The following is a 16,981-nucleotide window of genomic DNA, read 5'->3' as shown; positions in this document are numbered from 1 at the left end:
TGCCAATATCGTCGTTGTTGACCATTGTGTCAAGCCAAAAGGCCGCCGAACGAAGCCGAAACAGGCAGTAATCAAGGACATTTCCGTTACAAAGCGGCCTCGTCATCTCCGCAGTTCGGTAGGACGAGATCATGGCATCATGAGGAGGCTGTAGAGGTAATACGAACGGAACGTGCGAATGTTACAGAATGCAGGTCAACTTTGCCCTCTGAAAAAATCACTGGCCGGGCCGGGCGATTTCCCGTTCTGTCCGCATCATAAACGAACGCGGCGAGAGCGCGCGGTCGGTCGCAAGAATCCCATCGAGATGATCGATCTCGTGCTGCAGCAATTCAGAGAGTTCTCCCTTGGCATCGATCGAGCAACTGGTGCCTGCCGGGTCTTCGTACATCACGCGTATGGTGGCGGCTCGGCTCACCTTCACAAGCAACCCGGGAAAACTGAAGCAGTCATCCCAGAGTTCAATGGTGCTCTCGCTGTGCCACACGATTCTCGGATTGATAAGCGGTCCGGTGAATCCTTCGGGGTGAATGCGTACATATATCACCCGTTTCAGGATTCCTATCTGTGGTGCTGCAACGCCCCGGCCAAAGCCAAAGCGACTGCGGAAATCCGCAAGCGTGTTTTGAAGGTCGTTTATGAGAGCTGGCAGATCCAGAGACGAAATATCCGTCACCGGCTCAGACACTCGCCAAAGCAGTGGATTGCCAAGTTGTAGAATTGGGCGAACAGCCATGACTTCACAGTAACGATCCCAGTGCGGTTGTCAAGCCATTGAAATCGAAGGTACGGAAGTGTAGGCGAATATGCAGATAGTGAATGAATCGGGAATTTCACTTAAGCAGGACCATCTTGCGCGATTGCACAAATGGGCCGGCTTCGATTCGATAGAGATAGACACCCGTCGCCACCGGCCTCCCCGTCGCATCCGTACCATCCCAATCGATACTTGAGCTGCCTTCTGTTGCACGGGGGATAAGCCAGGTCCGGACTTCCTGACCCAGAATATTGTAAAGGGTTAACCGCACATTGGTGCGAAATCCCACGCTGAACTCAATCCGGGTGGTGGCGTTGAACGGATTGGGATAGTTCTGGGTCAGGTCGAATCCCTCGGGTAATGAGCCTGACCAGTCGTCCACCGGCGTTTGTCCATCAGCCATGAGAGCTACCATGTAGAGGTCTGAACCGCCCACACCGTACGAGTATGTACTGCCGACCGCAACGAATTGCGACAGACGATTCTTGAGAATCGTGCGGCAATAGTCGGCCTTGTTTCCGCCGTACGTGTGGCTCCAAACTTGAGTTCCGACCGGGTCGGCTTTCACTACGAATACGTCGGAGGCTCCCGCTCCTGATGACTCGGTGGTGCCCGCGAGTAGAAAACCGTCCGGGGTAATGCTGACCGAATAGCCGTAGTCGTCTCTCGCTCCGCCGTACGTTTTATCCCAGAGCTGGGTGCCGTCGGCATCGGTTCGGACCAGGTACGCATCATAGTACCCGAGTCCATACGAAGCTGTTACCCCGACCAACACAAAGCCACCGTCGGGCGTGACCTCAACTGAATAACCGACATCGGCCCTTGCCCCACCGTAGGTCTTCGCCCAAAGAGAATCACCCATAGGGGAGACTCGGACCGCGTATATGCTGCTGTACCCCTCGCCAAACGAGCCGGTTGCGCCGACCGCAACGTACCCTGAGTCTCGTGTCTGGCGGATGGCGTACCCGGACTCGCCTCCGGATCCCCCAAATGTTTGCGCCCAGTCGCTGTTGCCCAATGAATCCACCTTGATCACAAACAGATCCGCATACCCGGCACCACTTGAGCTGGTGCTGCCGCACACGACAAAGCCGCGATCATACGTTGCTCGGATCGACCAGCCCTCGTCGGTTTGTGCACCGCCAAAGGTCCTGGTCCATTGAAGCTGACCTGCAGAGTCGGTCCGCCACAAACACAGATCGGCACCACCGGCCCCATAGGAACTGGTAGTGCCCACAATTATGAAGCCACCGTCGGGAGTCGTTTGGATATCATGTCCCATATCGGATGCGGGTCCGCCGTAGGTGCGACTCCAGAGGATATTGCCGAGCGAGTCCAGCCTCAACAGGTAGACATCATAATCTCCCGAGCCGAACGAGAATGTTGAGCCGACCGCAACATAACCGCTATCAGGTAGACTCAGGCAGGCGTACCCGCCCTCATTGTAAGTGCCGCCGTAGCTGGCAGACCAGACCATGTTCTGTGCTGCCGCCGAGCCGTACAAAATCAGTATGCTGAGGAAGAGAGCCTTAGCAGCCACGTGATCAGCGCCCGAGTACTTGTCTCTCATAATCTTGCAGACTGTTCGATTTCTGAACAGGTCACATTGAATGTGTCGGCGAAACCCCACGATCCTTTAGCGACGGTTCCGGTCAGTCTCGACGCCGGAGCATTGATTACCAGTCCACCTGCTGCAACGATATAGAGGGATGCAGACCATGCCGGGTCCGCTCTTGATTCACGTTTGATAGGGCTCGACGAATCGCAAGTCTATGCGAATTCAGCTCATACAGTGCACCTGAACTTGCGGCATTGGCCTTGCTCAAGCACTGTTTCAGACAAGATCTGAAACCTTCTGGGTGAGGTGAACACTGTGAGATCTCGATGGAAATTCCTGACGTTAAGTCTGTCAGTTGGTCTTAGCCTGATCCCGTCGTCTGCGGCAGTGGCTCAGGAACGGGCTACTATTCAAGCACTGGCTACGGTGGTTTCCAGCTTGAGCGTGCTGGGAACCAATAATCTGCTTTTTGGCACCGTAACCCCGGGCATCAATAAATCGGTGGACAAAGCGACAGTCGGTTTTGCCGGTGAGTGGACAATCAACGGTTCCCCATCGGCAGAGTTGTCTATCGCGTTTTCTCTGCCGGATTCGCTTCGCACCGCTGACACGCTCTCGGCCATGAGAGTAACCTTCAGTGCCACCGATGCCTCGTACGATGATGGCTCCGGAGGCGGGCAGGCATCGCCAAGCGGCATACTCAATCCCAATGGGCCCTCGGTTTTGCGATTGGCCGCCGGTGGTCAAATGTGGGTCTGGATCGGCGGAACTGTGCTTCCCAGGGTTTCACAGACCGGCGGGGACTATGCCGCGGACATCATGTTGACCGTCGCGTATACCGGCAACTGATGAATTGACACATGCGCTGAGACAGATTCGAGGTCCGTTTCCCGATTGACAGAAACGGAATTTGCGGTATCTTCGTGATGTACCTACTAACGTACATCGGATACCGTCGTGTCTTGGCAGCGTACTCTTAGCTCGTTCTGTTTGTTGTTCAGCCTTGTGATGGTCTTCGCCTCTGACGGCAGAGCGCAAGGTAGATCGGTATCGTCATCCATTCAGGTATCAGCATCGGTTATCCGCCCGCTCGGGATTCTGAACGGCGGACCTACCGTTTCAGCTACCGGCGCGCCGCCGGGTATGATTCTCCTCCAGCCGCGACCGGGAGGGCTGTGTTTGACTTTGTCGGTCGACAACAATTCACCCCGGGAGGTGACCCCGTTGCCTGATCTTGGAGCGGAGGAGGGTGACCTGGCCGCTGTATATTCCCTCGCTGCCGCACTGCAATCTGCAGCCGGTCCTGACGCCACCATAGTCATGACACTGATCGGCACCGAGAATTAGCCGGCCGTTTTCAAGCTTCGTGAAGGCACCTGCCGCCAGTATCATCCGATTCAGTTAATTGTTGACTCGGATAGCTCAATTCCATTTCCTGAACGGCACACATGTCTACGCGAATCATGACATACTCGAATATCCTCCTGGCTGTGATGTTGATATGTGTTGTTGGCGGGATGTCTGCTGCACAGACCATTTCCGAGGTAGCCCCTCTCCGATTCGGGAATCTGTTTCCTGGCGTCCCCAAGGTAATCGATAAGGCGACCGCCGGTGCGGCGGCCGAATACCACGTGTCTGGTACGGCCGGTTCTGAAGTACTGATTACGTTCTTATTTTTGCCGACCTACATCAATCAGGGCGGCTTCAACATGCACGTAATTTTTGGCAATACGGACTGCGCTATGGATTCCAGCGCCACGCCCAACCAATCGACTCCCGGTTACGATGATCTGAATCCGTGGCAACCGATCACCTATCGTCTTGGGCTGAACGGTTTGACCATCTGGCTGGGAGGGACGATCGTGCCGAATATTGGTCAAAAACCGGGCAACTACTCCGGCATCATACAGGTCAAAGTCGAGTATACCGGCAACTGACCTTGCACTTTTTGTTTCATTGTTCAATTCACCTTCAAACGTTTGGTGACAGCGGCTGGAATTGTCCATTTTCAGTCTTTGTGCGCTGATTTCTGTCGATTCTCCCGGGTAGATGATACTCGCGATGCACAGCTTAAGCCGGTCCCGGAAATGAAGGAGGGAGACACGTGAAGCCTCTACAGGAACGCAGATCCATGAGCCGCATCCTTGTGCTTGTCGCTGTCCTGGCCATCGGTTTTCAGGCAGAACTGACCCATAGTCAGGATGTTGCCAATGGACTGGCCACGGCCACTGTTCTTGCCGGTCTCTCTGTCACTGCTATTCAGAATCTCCAGTTTGGCAACGTGTTCCAGGGGATCGCGAAGTCTATGGTGAAGAACGATGATGACTCGTCGGGAATATTCGGCATTGCCGGCGTTCCCAGTGCCGGGCTTTCAGTCTACCTTACACTGCCCGACTATCTGGCTCTACCTAACGGCTCCGACCGACTTAACATTGCGTTCTCGAACACCGATGCCAACGTCGATTCCACCACCGTCACGCCTGCCACTTTCGCACCTGCCGATGGCTGGGCTGACCAGAACCCCCGCAACCTTCCCATAACCCTCCGTATCGGAGCGGGCGGTGCGACCAGAATCTATCTCGGCGGACGGGTGACTCCATCAGTCAACCAGAGTGCGGGCAACTACGCCGGGGATATCATTTGCAGCGTCGCCTATACCGGCACCTGATTCCAGGCTGACACGTAAGTCATTGTATTATTGATGCTTAGCCGCCGCTTCCGGCGGCTTTCTGCTGCCTGCACAACTGGGCTGTTCACCCGACTCTCATCACGAGCGAATTAGTCCGGAGCATTTCCCTCACATATCCCCCGAAATGGCAATTTGCCGTTTTTTCCTGAAACAGTGTAAAGAATCTGCACTGTGTACCGATTAAACAACTGAACAGAAGCGCTAAGGCGAAGACACATATTTTGCATAAAGACTGAACATGGGAGAAAAGCCAGATATGAGAAACACTCTCGGAAGGCTTGGGATGGCACGGACGCTGGCCGCCGTTCTGATAGCTGCGGCGTGGTTGTTGCCCTCCGGAGCTATGTCACAGGACGTTGCCGTGGGATCCGCGACCGCGACGGTTTACGCGACCCTGACTGTGACCTCCACCGCGGCCCTCGACTTCGGCAACGTCTATCAGGGAATTGCCAAGACGATCGCGAACAACAACGCCGCAGCCGGAGTGTTCCGCGTCAGCGGCCAGGCCAGCAGCGTGATCTCCATTTACATGCAACTCCCGGAATATCTGCAGGGCGGCGTCAGCAACGACCGGATGGTGATCTCGTTCAGCACCACCGATGCATCCGTCGATTCGACCGGCGCCAATGCGCCGACCGGCATGGTGGCTGGACGCGGCTGGCAGAACATCAATCCGCACGCTTTTCCGGCTGCGGCTGTGATTGGTTCCGGCGGCAACACCGACATCTACCTTGGCGGTAAGGTCATTCCATCGGTCAACCAGACGGCGGGCGCTTATAGCGCCGATGTCGTCCTGACCGTGGCCTACACCGGAAGCTGAGAAAAGCGCTACACCACCGGGATATTAGGTCATGAAGAATATTCACGGAAAGAGGGGCGGAGTCCCCATAGAGTCCAAGGAGACGAGAATGCACACGTTCTCTTTCAAGCAGATTCGCACTCTGCTCATTGCAGTGATCGCCGTCGCGCTACTGGCGGGACCGATGTCGGTTCAGGCCCAGGACGTCGCGAACGGCTCGGCCACAGCAACGCTTTTGGCGGCCCTGACAGTCACGGCGACCAACGCGCTGGCGTTTGGCAACGTGTACCAGGGGATCTCCAAGACCGTCGCGAATAACGTCGCCCAGGCTGGTGTCTTCACTATCGCTGGCGCCGCCGATGCCCAGATCTCGATCTACATGCAGCTGCCGGAATACCTCCAGGGCGGCGTGGGCAACGACAGGATGGTGGTCTCATTCAGCACGACCGATGCCACTGTCGATTCGACAGCTAACGTCGACCCGACTACGCCGGGAGCCGGTGGTTGGGACAACATTAACCCGCACGCGTTTCCGACTGCGACCAGGATCGGCGGTGGCGGTTCCGCTGCGATTTTCCTCGGTGGCCAGGTGTTTCCTTCGGTAAACCAGACCGCGGGTGCGTATTCCGCCGATATCGTGTTGACCGTTTCGTATACAGGCTCTTGATCAGTAAGTGAACGCCGGCCAACGAAAGCGCCGGCAGTGCGGTCTCCAGTCAGTTGGGCAGGATGCCCGGCGCGGAGAAGCACCACAGGCAGATATAACACATAGGATGAGAGGCCATGAAAAAGGCACATATCACCCCACCGCTGAAAACCAGCCGTTTCCGGTGGGGTCTGTTTTTGGGCGCGGCTTTGTCGACCATAGCCGCGTCAAACCTCGTTGCCGGTGTGTTGGTAGCGCCGACCGTCATTTTCATGTCGGACAAAAGCCGTACCGGCCGTATGGACATCCAGAATCCCACGAATATCCCCAAGGAAGTAACCATTCGATTCAGCTATGGGCTCCCCATATCTGATACCGCCGGCAACGTGTACATCACACTGCAGGATTCCGGTGTGGTGGACCCGCGCTCAGCGGTCGAGTGGATCAAAGCGTTTCCGCGCAAAGTGGTCATTCCCCCGAACGGCACCCAGGTGGTTCGCCTGGTCGCCACGCCTCCAAAGGGGCTGGCCGACGGCGAATATTGGGCCCGCATCGTGGTGCGAACACAGGAAGGGGAAACCAGTATCCCGGCCCCGGCCGAAGAAGGGACCATCAGTACCAAACTCAACATGATCATGCAGACCGCCATCATGGTGAAGTACCGGACGGGGAATCTCACATCGAAGATCGAACTGGCCTCCGCCGAAGCTTATCGTAATGACACCTCGGTAGTTGTTATCGTCGACCTGAGCAATAAGGGAAATGTCTCGTATGTCGGCATGTTGAGTTGCCGCCTGCTCGACATGAACAAGAAAGAACTGGGGCGTCAGCAGACTGACTTGGCGGTGTATCGTGATTTGAAGCGACGCATGGAGCTGCCGCTTCAAAACGTGACAGCCAGCGGGCCATATCAGGTCGAAGTGTCCATTACGACCGACGGACGGTCCGACATTGCGCCCGAGGACCTTATACCCGGCAACAAAGTCACGTATTCGATGGCTGTCGAATAGCGCAGCTGTCAGTGTAATGGGCGAGACGGGAAGTCTCGCTTTCTGACGTTCACAGGTGATTCAGGGTAAGCACATGGCCGTGCGACCAGACATCATAGCCGGAGTGATCAGGTCAGCTGCTCTTTGGGCAGCCCTCATTTTCCTGACCATAAGTCCGGGCAATGCTTCTGCCCAATCGGCATCGTACGAGGAAATTGTCGTCAATTTCGACGTACCGCGACTCGTGTCGCGCGATCTGCTGGTTCGGTTTGATGGCCGAACCGTGTATCTTCCGCTGACCGAACTGTTCGACCTGCTCGACCTGAATATCAAGACCGACTTCAGTGCCGGAAAAGCCGCCGGCTTCTTCTTGTCCACCAATGTCACCTACGAACTGGATTTCGTGGCGCACACGGCGAAGATTCATGGCCGTGACCTACCCCTTATGGCATCGGATTTTGTCAGGACGGAGCACGAATTCTATCTGCGGATCGACGTCTTCGAAACCATTTTCGGACTCAATCTGACGTTCGACTTCGCTGCCCTGCGGGTGCTCGTCCCTCTGAACGACTCCTTTCCGGCGTACCAGAAGTTGAAGCGCAAACAAGCGAGGGAGAAGCTCCAGACAGAAACGGCCGAGTTAAAAAATATCCGGGTCGTTCCACCGAGGCATGAGTATTTCTCAGGCGGCGCGGCGGACTGGGTTCTTTCGGCCAACCCGCTTGGGGGGAATGGGCAGTATTTTGACCTGACACTGGGCTCCATGGTCATGGGGGGAGACCTCACCCTCACCGGCAGCGGCAATACCGTTACCGGTGTCCAGCCGGACCAGTTCGGCTACCGTTGGCATTATTATGTTGGGGACAATCCGTATCTCACACAAGCGGAGCTCGGTGACGTGTTCATCGGCGGTCCACTTTCTCGCAGCCTCGAGGGTGGGTTGCTGACCAACCGACCGCAGATACAACGCACCTATTTCCAGACCATCACCCTCTCGGGTCATTTGCAGCCGGGGTGGGAGGTGGAGTTGTATGTCGACAGTCGACTCGTCGATTTCGCTACTGTCGATGAGCATGGTGACTATTCATTCAACCTGGATATCATGTACGGCGCGTCGCTCGTGACCTTGAAGAAGTTCGGCCCCAACGGAGAGATACGAACCGAAGAGCAGTTCATCCGCGTACCGTACAACCTTGTTCCGAAAAACACGGCCGAGTATAGCGTTGGTGCCGGTTCTGGCCGGATGCTCAAGGGGAAAAGCACGTACACGCAGGCCGCCGGCTATTACGGTGTTACGCGATTCCTTACGGTAGGGGCCGGCGCCGACCTGCCTGTCGCCGACAAGTACGGTGAAACCCCATTGGTGGCCGGCGAAGCCACCTGCCAGATATTTCGCAATCTGACCGCCAACGGGTCGTTCTCTCCCAACTACCAGGCGCAGCTTGGACTCAACTATTCCATGCCGTCATTCGTCAACGCCAACGTGAACGTCACCAGATTCGAACGGAATTCGTTCCGCAACGCTCTCAATCAACAACAGAACATCACCTTCTCTACGTCCGTGCCGCTTCGCCTGCGACAGAAGTATATTGGCCTGCGGTACTATGTGGCGCTCGACAAATTCCTCGGATTCTCCAGCACTTCGATGAACTTCGGTTTCAATACTACCATGGCGCCGCTCTATATCAACTACACGGGCAAGTATAAAGTCTCAACGTATGAGACGAGGAAGCTGCACACCGCGGGCAGCCAGGTGCTCGTCTCGGCTGAGATCGCCAACTGGTTCCGCCCGCAATTTCGCATGGACTACGCACACGACCAGAAACTGGTTACCCAGTACGGCGTATATCTGACTCGTCGCATGTTCCGGACCGCCCAACTCTCCATAGCGTATGAGCGGTATCCGCTCGCCAAGAGCAACTCCATCATGGTGAACGTCAATTTCTTCAATCAGATCGCTTATTTCGCGTCGAGATTTCTCCGGTCGGACCGGCAGACGTCCATGAGTCAGGTGCAGCGCGGTTCCATCCGCTACGACCGGGTCAGCAGTACGATCCGTCTCGACCGCCGCAGTGCGGTCGGCTTCGGCTCAGCGGTCGTCCGGCCGTTTGTCGACAAGAACAATGACGGCTCCCTGAACGACGGTGAAGAGTTTTTGCCTGGGATGAAAGCAAAGGTCAATGGCGCGGGCGGACGGCCGGTCGGCGACAAACGGCTGTTTTTCTACGACGGCCTTCGAGCTTACGACGAATATGTGATCCAGGTGGATCCCAACAGCCTTGACAACCCCATGCTCAAGCCTTCCTATGAGAATTTTAAGGTCTCAACCACGCCGAATGTTGTCACATCGGTTGACGTGCCGGTCCTGGTGGCATCGGATATCAGCGGGCTGGTACAGCGCCAGACTACCGACGGCCTGTACGGCGTCGGCGGCATCAGGATCAAGGTCCTCAATGTGTCCAAAGATATTGTCACCGAGATACCAACGTTCAACAACGGCGAGTACTATTATCTGGGGCTGATTCCTGGCATGTATCGCGCGTATATCGATCCGGGGCAACTCGAAAAATTCGGTTACCGCTCGAAGCCGGAGTCGATCCAGTTTCAGGTCAATGCAGGGGAGACCGCCCAATCGGTCGAGCACATCGATTTTGTCCTGACAGCGAAAGAGTAGCTTCGGCGCACAGTACGGAACTCCCGACAACTGTAACCAAGGGCCGGTAGCACCAGGCAACCGGCCCTTTAGTTTGACATCCGGCAGCCGACATCTGAGCCAGGCTACTCAGCTTTTGCCGCGCCGTGGACTTCTCGGGCAAGTTCAACCAGCCTGGCATCAGCCAACGCCATCCAGGTCTCTACCTGGAAAGCTCCGCGGGCGCTGCCGATCATCGCAACCTTGGCCGCTACCTGCTCGTCCGGCGCTTCATAAATGTCCATGAAGTCATACGGTCCGAGGAGAGCGAAATGGGCGACGAACTTCGCTTCAGGACAGAGCTGCTTAACCTGATCCACCCAGGCGCGACCAACCTTCTCGCCATTTTTCACTCGCGCGGCTACCTCTACCAGGCTGGGACCATGCGGACAGAGGCGGCTCATCATGATAAACGTTTTCATGGCGGACCTCCTTAGGAGAACTGTACTCGCAATGAGCGCCGATGTCGGACCAATGATGCACGTCTGTGCGGCGGACACTATAAGATACGTCATAACCGACAATCTTGCACATGTTTTCTTGTGCTCACCAGGCAGATACATAGGGTCAGGCAACCTTGGAGCAGTGTCCGACTCGATTGAGTATCTGTCCGCCGGAACTGAATAGATTTTACTGCCGAGCGCTGCGCAATTGCTTATTATCCAAGTCGGTAAATACGAACAGGTCGTACGATCGACATAGCTCTTGGAGGTATGGGATGGTGAAAAAGTGGTGCATGCAGGCAATGGTGTTGGCACTCCTGTTGCCTGGACGAGGCGAAAGCGAACCAACACTCCCACCAGGCTACACTCCGCCACTGACGGTCTTTGAACGCGTCAAGCGAGCTGGAACTGCGAAGGAATTCGAAGGCGCCCCGTACATATTCGTGCTCGACTCGACTGTTAACCGGGTGAGTGACGTCGGCATAGCATACACCGACAGTTATGTCCTGTACAAAGTACTCACCGAGGAAGGGTGTCGCAATCTTGCTGTCCTGAATTGGGGGTATGAGCCACTCAGCAGTCATGTCGACGTGAAGAGCGTCTCTGTCATTCGTGGTGACACGGTAATTTCAGTTTCAGTCGATGGTGTCAGGGACCTTCCGGCACCGCAGAGCATGATCTACTGGGGGAATCGGATCGAGCTGCTGCAGTTGCCGCGATTGCACGTCGGAGACGGCATAGAAGTGCGCTCGTTTCGAAAGGGATACTCGTACGCCTTGTTGGACCAGCCGGGTGTGCCGATGGAGGACGAACGGTACATCCCGCCGATGCGCGGCGAATATTTCGACATCGTGTTGTTTGAAGCTACCGTCCCGATAGTCGAGAAAAGGTACCAACTTGCCTTGCCATCACGGAAGCGGCTTCATTCACAGGTATACAATGGTCCGATGTACAGCAGCACCAGCTACTCCGCTGATACCACCTTCTATATATGGTGGGCCAAAGATATGCCCGCCTGGAAACCGGAACGGTCACACCCTGACGACCCCGACATTCTGACCAAGGTGGTTCTGGCCACGGTCGAAAGCTGGGAGGCGAAGAGCCGGTGGTTTTTCGAGGTCAACAACGGGCAGTTTGCCGCGACAGAGCCTATTCGTGAGAAAGTGACTGAGATACTCACGAACGCCGGAGTAAGCCGAGGGACCGACGAACAGAAAGCGTTCGAGCTCGTACACTGGGTAGCGCAGAATATCCGCTACAGTGGTCAGACAATGGGCAAAGGGGAAGGATTCACACTTCATCCCGGGGATATGATATTCGAGCAGAGAAGCGGCGTCTGCAAGGATATTGCGGGCATGCTGGTAACCATGATGCGCGCGGCCGGTCTTGAGGCAAATCCGGCTATGACTATGGCCGGGAGCCGGATCGACGATGTTCCTGCGGACCAGTTCAACCACTGTGTGGTTGCGCTCCACAAACCAGATGGCAGCTACGAAATGTATGACCCGACCTGGGTGCCGGATTACAAAGACATCTGGAGCAAATACGAATCCGAACAGCATTATCTGGTCGGCTCGGCAACCGGCGAACGACTCAACCGCATTCGCTATAGCGCGCCGGAGGAATCCCCGATGCGGGTCACGAGCAAGGCGAAGATCCTTGCGGATGGGACGCTGGAGGGAGAGCTGTCTGTCGATTCCGATGGGGCTATGGACAGCCGTCTTCGCCGCATGCTGGTAAACACACGAAAGTCCGAAATGAACCTTGCTCTTGCCAAACTCCTTCGGCCGATCGACGATCGAGTCGAACTTCTGGGATACCAACATGGGAACCCACTTGACTTCAAGAAATCCATGTGGTGGAAAATCAGTTTTCGTGTTCTGGATTACGCCCGGCGAGTGGACAGCGCCCTCGAATTCAAGAGCCCGCTGATGCAAGTGACCACCAATAGCCCCACGCTGTTGAGCCCGGTAACTGGTGAATGGCCGGAAAAACGAAACGACGATGTCTTCCTGTATACAACACAACTTCTTGACGGTCGCGAATTCATTACTCTTCCGCCCGGTTACAAGGTCAACACGCCCAAGAACGGCAGCACTGTCGATGAGACCTATGCCGCGTTCCATGGTTCGGCCGAGATGAAAGGGCAGGAACTGCTCGTCACTCAGAGAGTAGAGATTCGACGACGGCAGATACCGCCTGGCGGCTATACTGGCTTTCGCAAGGCGCTCAAAGAAACGAAGGCCTACGCCGCGACCATTTATCGAGCCGAGAAAGGAGGGACGAGATGAGACGTTTACCCCTTCAAATTGCACGCCTCGGTTTCGTGGTGACCTTGATGACTTCCGCAGGCACTGCTCAGGAATCATACGATGGTCGGATTGACATCGCGGCACAGCTGGCCATCGCTATCCGCACCATTGACACCGCCAAGGCCGACGCTGTCATATTGTCCGAGGGCAGATCAGTGACATGGTCGCACGACGGCCGGATGTCCACACTGGTGCATCGTATTCTGCTGGTCAATTCAAATGTGGCCGGCGATCTCTATGCCGATAACCGCATCCCGTTCGATCAAGAGCATTGCACCTTCACGCCGTTGGCTCTCCGCACCTGGCGGGACAATCGGTGGTGGCCAACCGATTCCACCGGAATCGTCGAGACGCTTCCGTTTGCACTCGAACATGCCGTCGATTACGCCGGTATGCGCGAGATGATGCTCTTGCACAACGGGGTGGAGGTTCCCTGTATACTGGAACTGGCCTACCGCATAGACGACAAAGCGCCATACCGCAGATCGATAGACGGCGTATTCCAGTTTCAGCGCGATGATCCCGCAGTGCGATGCTGGCTGGAACTCGCGGTGCCTCGCGGCACGAAATTGCATCTGGCCGTTTCCGCTGATGTGCCGCCACCCGTCCGCAGAATTGACCAAGAGAACGGGATGGAAATCGTTCGATGGGAGATGGGCCCATCATCGGCCAGTCCGCTGCCACATACGGTCGACCAGGCTGCGGAACTGCCGCACGTCGCCTGGACAGTGTGGAGTAGCTGGACTGATCTGGGAGCGTTCGTTCAGCATCCTTTTCAATCCGCCGGCATCAACGATCCATTGCTAATCAAGGCCGCGGATTCTCTCATTCACTTGTCCCGAACGTTCGGTGAGAGGGTGATGTCCATAGCCAGATTCGTGAATGACAGGGTAACCTATGTCAACTATCCGGAATCCTACTGGTGGTCTGCAGCAAGGACAGCTGACCAGGTCTACAATTCAGCCTACGGTCACCGCCTCGACCGCGCCGTCCTGGCATCCGCGCTCTTCAGGCGAGTGGGTGTTTCTACGCATCCATTGTTTGTGAGCAAGGGGACCACGCCAATCGATTCCGACGTTCCGTCATTGGCGCCCTTTGAGGGAATAGACTTGCTGATTGAGGATAATATCTTTCGAGCCGTATACCACCCCAACGATGGTACGATATCGTACGGGGACATGGGCTTGGCAGGCCGCACGCTTTGGAATCCCGACACGGACAGTGCACCACATCGAATGGGGGAGAGTCCAGCTCGTTACGCTGTCCGCGTTGATCTGAGCTACGACAAAGAGAAGGCCAAATTTGTCGGTAAAGGGATGCTGGCAGCGGATGGAGAAATGTGTCCGTTCAGCCAGATGTCCGGCTTGGAATCAGAGGCCAAGACCTATCTGGGTGGTCTTGCTGCAAGCGTGCTAAAGGGAACAACTGTAACTGAATATAACCCAGGCCGCTTCGAACCGGAAGCTGTGTCGGTGGGCTTCATGGTCGAACTCCCCAAACCAGAACCGGACGATTTCGCACGGACCGTCATATCGATTGGACGCCCGAAAGACGGCGTCTTTGATCATTTGCCGCACGATCTTCTCGTATATCAACCGGAACGCCAATCAACCGTGCACCTTTCGTCCCCGGTGATGCAGCGCGTTATGCTGTCAATAGATACAACGTCGGTTCAGGTTGTCCATTATCCGACTCCCATGCGCGTCGAGAATGCCGCGGGTCAGTTCTCTGTAATGGCGGAGATTCGCGATGGTCGATTGGTCGTGATTCGTGAACTGCAGCTTGTCAAAACGCAGGTTTCGTCATCGGAGTGGCCCGCCTTAAGGCAGTTGCTGCTGGCCGAAGCGAGCGAGAAGAATGCCATAGTCATGTTGAAACCTGCCCCGGCTGTGGCGAAATAACAGGAAGGAGGGGACCAGCAAACTCTGAGCTGGGCAAGTTTCGCAGCGGGCTGCGAACCCACAGGCATGACGTAAACAGTCGGCTTTATAGAGAAATACGGGCTATAAGATCAAAGGCGTTCCGTGTGCGATGCTCAGCGTTTGACCGCCTCCATGGCTTCGGGCTTCGAGTCCCTGATCTCAAACACCCGCACCAGCTGAGTGATATTCAGCAGATTCTGAATATTGGTAATGTTGGTCAGAATCAGTTTGCCTTCGGCTTTCGTGACCGATGTATACGCCGTTATCAACGCGCCAAGACCGGCCGAGCTCATCCAATCTACACCCTTCAGGTCGATCACGTACCGCTTCTTGTTCAAGTTGAGGTAGTAATGAATGCGGCCGTGAAACGATGTCAGCTCGTCGCACGGGAGTATTCTGCCACTGAGCTCGATAGTCACCACATCGCCGTCCAGATAGTCTTTCACTTTCATAGATCGCCTCCTTTATGCAACTGCCCCTGTCTGATTCGAAGTATTACTCGGTCAGCCGAGTATTGTGCTTGTGCTAGCTGCCCTGATTGCAGCGACATTGAACGAGTGCACCGGTTCAGCCGGTCACGCCACACGCCGCCGTTTGATGACTGTCAATGATGTCTGCACCCCATCCTACAAAAATGGACTGCTGTTGTCAATAAGAATCGTTCGCTCGCAAATGCGGTCTGGCCGACCCCGCTATTCAGGTTGCACGAAGCACTGGTTATGTCGTATTATTGGGAGTCACAGCCTGCCGAGGCGAGATCGATACCATATATGCACACCTGAGGAGGACGACCGAATGCGGACCGATCACAACAAACACCCACGCGGGTTCTGGTTTATCTTCTGGGGCGAGCTTGCCGAACGCGCCAGCTTCTACGGAATGAAAGGGCTCCTCGTGCTCTATATGGTCGACAAGCTGGGCTTCACTGATGCCAACAGCGCGACTGTCGCCTCGTTCTTCACTGCCTCGTGCTATATCCTGCCGATTGCAGGGGGCTACGTCGCCGACCGCTGGCTCGGGAAATTCCGTACCATCATCTATTTCGCCATCCCGTATATCTTCGGCCATATTGTCCTCGGCACATTCACCACTGAGGTTGGGTTGTTCACCGCCCTGGCCCTGTTGGCCGGTGGGTCCGGTTCCATCAAGCCCAACATAAGCACCCTCATGGGCCTGATGTACCAGAAGGAGGGGAAGGAACATCTGATGTCCCGCGCCTTTTCCTGGTTCTACATGGCCATAAACATCGGTGCGGCGTCCACGATGACCACCCTTCCATTCATTCGCAACCATTACGGTTACGCGGCCGCGTTCATGGCACCGACAATTCTTATGGTCGTGTCATTGGGGATATTCTACATCGGCAAGAAATACTACCCCAAAGAGGATGTTCGAGCGGCCGCCCGAATCCCAAAGACTCCCGAACAGCGTTATGACGAGCGCACCACGTTGTTGCGGTTGTCCGGCCTGTTCGTTCTCATTGTGTTCTTCTGGTCGATCTTCGATCAGTCATACTCCACCTGGACTCTGTTCGCACGCGATTATCTGAGCCTTGACACGCCATTTGGACGCATTGCGCCGGATGCCATTCAAGGGCTGAATCCCATACTCATCGTCGTAATGACTCCACTGTTCGCCTGGTTGTGGACCCGCCTCGACGAAAGGAATGGCGCCAAACTCTCCTCGCCCAGGAAGATGATGATCGGCTTCGTATTGGTGACCGCGTGCATGGCGGTGATGACTGTGGCCGGGTACTATGCGGCCTCATCGAGGATATCGATCCTGTGGGAGGCAGGCGCATACGTGCTGGTCACGATGGGGGAACTGTGCATCTCTGTTATCGGGTTGCAGATGGCCTTCGAGGAAGCGCCGGCGCAGATGAAATCGATGATCACTGGTATCTGGTTGTTCGTGACGTTCCTCGGCAATCTTCTGGCTGGCCTTTTTGCGCGCCTTTACACGCAAATGACTCCGGGAAGTTATTTCGCCGTGATGACACTCCTTATTGCGGCCGTAGGTGTGGCGTTCTTTTTCGTAGGTCGAAGGTTTGAGCATCAGGCGGTCGTGGTCAACCGGAAGGTGCCAGTAGCCACGCACTAAACAACGCCCCGCGCGTGATTGCCCCCCAATGATACCTGACCGTGCCGCTTCCGCGTGAAGTGGTCGAAGAAGAG

At 55.7% G+C, this 16,981-nt stretch carries 15 protein-coding genes; 11 read left to right on the top strand and 4 right to left on the bottom strand.

All coding sequences use genetic code 11. From position 1 onward, the window contains the following. Nucleotides 1-217 precede the first annotated feature (217 nt). Nucleotides 218-736, bottom strand: a complete 519-nt coding sequence (locus AB1644_08250) for a peptide deformylase (protein ID MEW6051033.1) — start codon at nucleotides 734-736, stop codon at nucleotides 218-220. A gap of 97 nt (nucleotides 737-833) precedes the next feature. Then, on the bottom strand, nucleotides 834-2,327 hold the full coding sequence (locus AB1644_08245; GenBank protein MEW6051032.1) for a T9SS type A sorting domain-containing protein: 1,494 nt from the start codon (nucleotides 2,325-2,327) through the stop codon (nucleotides 834-836). Nucleotides 2,328-2,630: 303 nt separating this feature from the next. Here AB1644_08245 and AB1644_08240 point away from each other — a divergent pair, with 303 nt between their 5' ends. From AB1644_08240 to AB1644_08205, 8 genes are all read left to right on the top strand, one after another. Beyond that, complete coding sequence (locus AB1644_08240; protein ID MEW6051031.1) at nucleotides 2,631-3,164, top strand: hypothetical protein; 534 nt, start codon at nucleotides 2,631-2,633, stop codon at nucleotides 3,162-3,164. Between the two features lie 108 nt (nucleotides 3,165-3,272). Beyond that, nucleotides 3,273-3,662, top strand: a complete 390-nt coding sequence (locus tag AB1644_08235; protein ID MEW6051030.1) for a hypothetical protein — start codon at nucleotides 3,273-3,275, stop codon at nucleotides 3,660-3,662. Nucleotides 3,663-3,763: 101 nt separating this feature from the next. Further along, nucleotides 3,764-4,252 (top strand): DUF4402 domain-containing protein, encoded by a 489-nt coding sequence (locus AB1644_08230; protein ID MEW6051029.1) that lies wholly within the window; start codon nucleotides 3,764-3,766, stop codon nucleotides 4,250-4,252. Nucleotides 4,253-4,446: 194 nt separating this feature from the next. Continuing rightward, the gene (locus tag AB1644_08225; GenBank protein ID MEW6051028.1) at nucleotides 4,447-4,983 is read left to right on the top strand and encodes a hypothetical protein; all 537 of its coding nucleotides are present in this window, start codon (nucleotides 4,447-4,449) and stop codon (nucleotides 4,981-4,983) included. Nucleotides 4,984-5,260: 277 nt separating this feature from the next. Beyond that, complete coding sequence (locus tag AB1644_08220) at nucleotides 5,261-5,824, top strand: hypothetical protein (protein ID MEW6051027.1); 564 nt, start codon at nucleotides 5,261-5,263, stop codon at nucleotides 5,822-5,824. Between the two features lie 88 nt (nucleotides 5,825-5,912). Next, nucleotides 5,913-6,470, top strand: coding sequence for a hypothetical protein (locus AB1644_08215; protein ID MEW6051026.1), 558 nt, complete (start codon nucleotides 5,913-5,915; stop codon nucleotides 6,468-6,470). A gap of 116 nt (nucleotides 6,471-6,586) precedes the next feature. Then, nucleotides 6,587-7,459 carry a hypothetical protein gene (locus AB1644_08210; GenBank protein MEW6051025.1) on the top strand — a complete coding sequence of 291 codons (873 nt, stop codon included), beginning with the start codon at nucleotides 6,587-6,589 and terminating at the stop codon, nucleotides 7,457-7,459. Between the two features lie 73 nt (nucleotides 7,460-7,532). Further along, nucleotides 7,533-10,112: a hypothetical protein gene (locus AB1644_08205; GenBank protein MEW6051024.1), complete on the top strand. Its 2,580-nt coding sequence runs from the start codon at nucleotides 7,533-7,535 to the stop codon at nucleotides 10,110-10,112. 104 nt (nucleotides 10,113-10,216) lie between these two features. Here the strand turns inward: AB1644_08205 and AB1644_08200 are convergent, their stop codons facing one another. After that, nucleotides 10,217-10,552 carry a GYD domain-containing protein gene (locus AB1644_08200; protein ID MEW6051023.1) on the bottom strand — a complete coding sequence of 112 codons (336 nt, stop codon included), beginning with the start codon at nucleotides 10,550-10,552 and terminating at the stop codon, nucleotides 10,217-10,219. Nucleotides 10,553-10,848: 296 nt separating this feature from the next. Between AB1644_08200 and AB1644_08195 the strand changes: the two genes are divergently transcribed. Further along, complete coding sequence (locus AB1644_08195; protein ID MEW6051022.1) at nucleotides 10,849-12,864, top strand: DUF3857 domain-containing transglutaminase family protein; 2,016 nt, start codon at nucleotides 10,849-10,851, stop codon at nucleotides 12,862-12,864. Beyond that, complete coding sequence (locus AB1644_08190; GenBank protein ID MEW6051021.1) at nucleotides 12,861-14,786, top strand: DUF3857 domain-containing protein; 1,926 nt, start codon at nucleotides 12,861-12,863, stop codon at nucleotides 14,784-14,786. The genes AB1644_08195 and AB1644_08190 overlap by 4 nt, the downstream gene beginning before the upstream one ends. Nucleotides 14,787-14,920: 134 nt before the next feature. Here AB1644_08190 and AB1644_08185 read toward each other — a convergent pair whose 3' ends face one another. Further along, complete coding sequence (locus AB1644_08185) at nucleotides 14,921-15,259, bottom strand: STAS domain-containing protein (GenBank protein MEW6051020.1); 339 nt, start codon at nucleotides 15,257-15,259, stop codon at nucleotides 14,921-14,923. 343 nt (nucleotides 15,260-15,602) lie between these two features. Here AB1644_08185 and AB1644_08180 point away from each other — a divergent pair, with 343 nt between their 5' ends. Next, nucleotides 15,603-16,907, top strand: a complete 1,305-nt coding sequence (locus tag AB1644_08180) for an oligopeptide:H+ symporter (protein MEW6051019.1) — start codon at nucleotides 15,603-15,605, stop codon at nucleotides 16,905-16,907. Nucleotides 16,908-16,981: the final 74 nt, after the last annotated feature.

The sequence above is a fragment of the Candidatus Zixiibacteriota bacterium genome (assembly GCA_040753875.1).
Lineage (GTDB): Bacteria > Zixibacteria > MSB-5A5 > GN15 > FEB-12 > DATKJY01.
This window is presented reverse-complemented; position numbering and strand designations above follow the sequence as displayed.

Coding starts and splice junctions, on each gene's coding strand:
- AB1644_08250 (MEW6051033.1), bottom strand. CDS start 736: ATGGCTGTTCGCCCAATTCTACAACTTGGCAATCCACTGCTTTGGCGA.
- AB1644_08245 (MEW6051032.1), bottom strand. CDS start 2,327: ATGAGAGACAAGTACTCGGGCGCTGATCACGTGGCTGCTAAGGCTCTC.
- AB1644_08230 (MEW6051029.1), top strand. CDS start 3,764: ATGTCTACGCGAATCATGACATACTCGAATATCCTCCTGGCTGTGATG.
- AB1644_08225 (MEW6051028.1), top strand. CDS start 4,447: ATGAGCCGCATCCTTGTGCTTGTCGCTGTCCTGGCCATCGGTTTTCAG.
- AB1644_08220 (MEW6051027.1), top strand. CDS start 5,261: ATGAGAAACACTCTCGGAAGGCTTGGGATGGCACGGACGCTGGCCGCC.
- AB1644_08215 (MEW6051026.1), top strand. CDS start 5,913: ATGCACACGTTCTCTTTCAAGCAGATTCGCACTCTGCTCATTGCAGTG.
- AB1644_08210 (MEW6051025.1), top strand. CDS start 6,587: ATGAAAAAGGCACATATCACCCCACCGCTGAAAACCAGCCGTTTCCGG.
- AB1644_08205 (MEW6051024.1), top strand. CDS start 7,533: ATGGCCGTGCGACCAGACATCATAGCCGGAGTGATCAGGTCAGCTGCT.
- AB1644_08200 (MEW6051023.1), bottom strand. CDS start 10,552: ATGAAAACGTTTATCATGATGAGCCGCCTCTGTCCGCATGGTCCCAGC.
- AB1644_08195 (MEW6051022.1), top strand. CDS start 10,849: ATGGTGAAAAAGTGGTGCATGCAGGCAATGGTGTTGGCACTCCTGTTG.
- AB1644_08190 (MEW6051021.1), top strand. CDS start 12,861: ATGAGACGTTTACCCCTTCAAATTGCACGCCTCGGTTTCGTGGTGACC.
- AB1644_08185 (MEW6051020.1), bottom strand. CDS start 15,259: ATGAAAGTGAAAGACTATCTGGACGGCGATGTGGTGACTATCGAGCTC.
- AB1644_08180 (MEW6051019.1), top strand. CDS start 15,603: ATGCGGACCGATCACAACAAACACCCACGCGGGTTCTGGTTTATCTTC.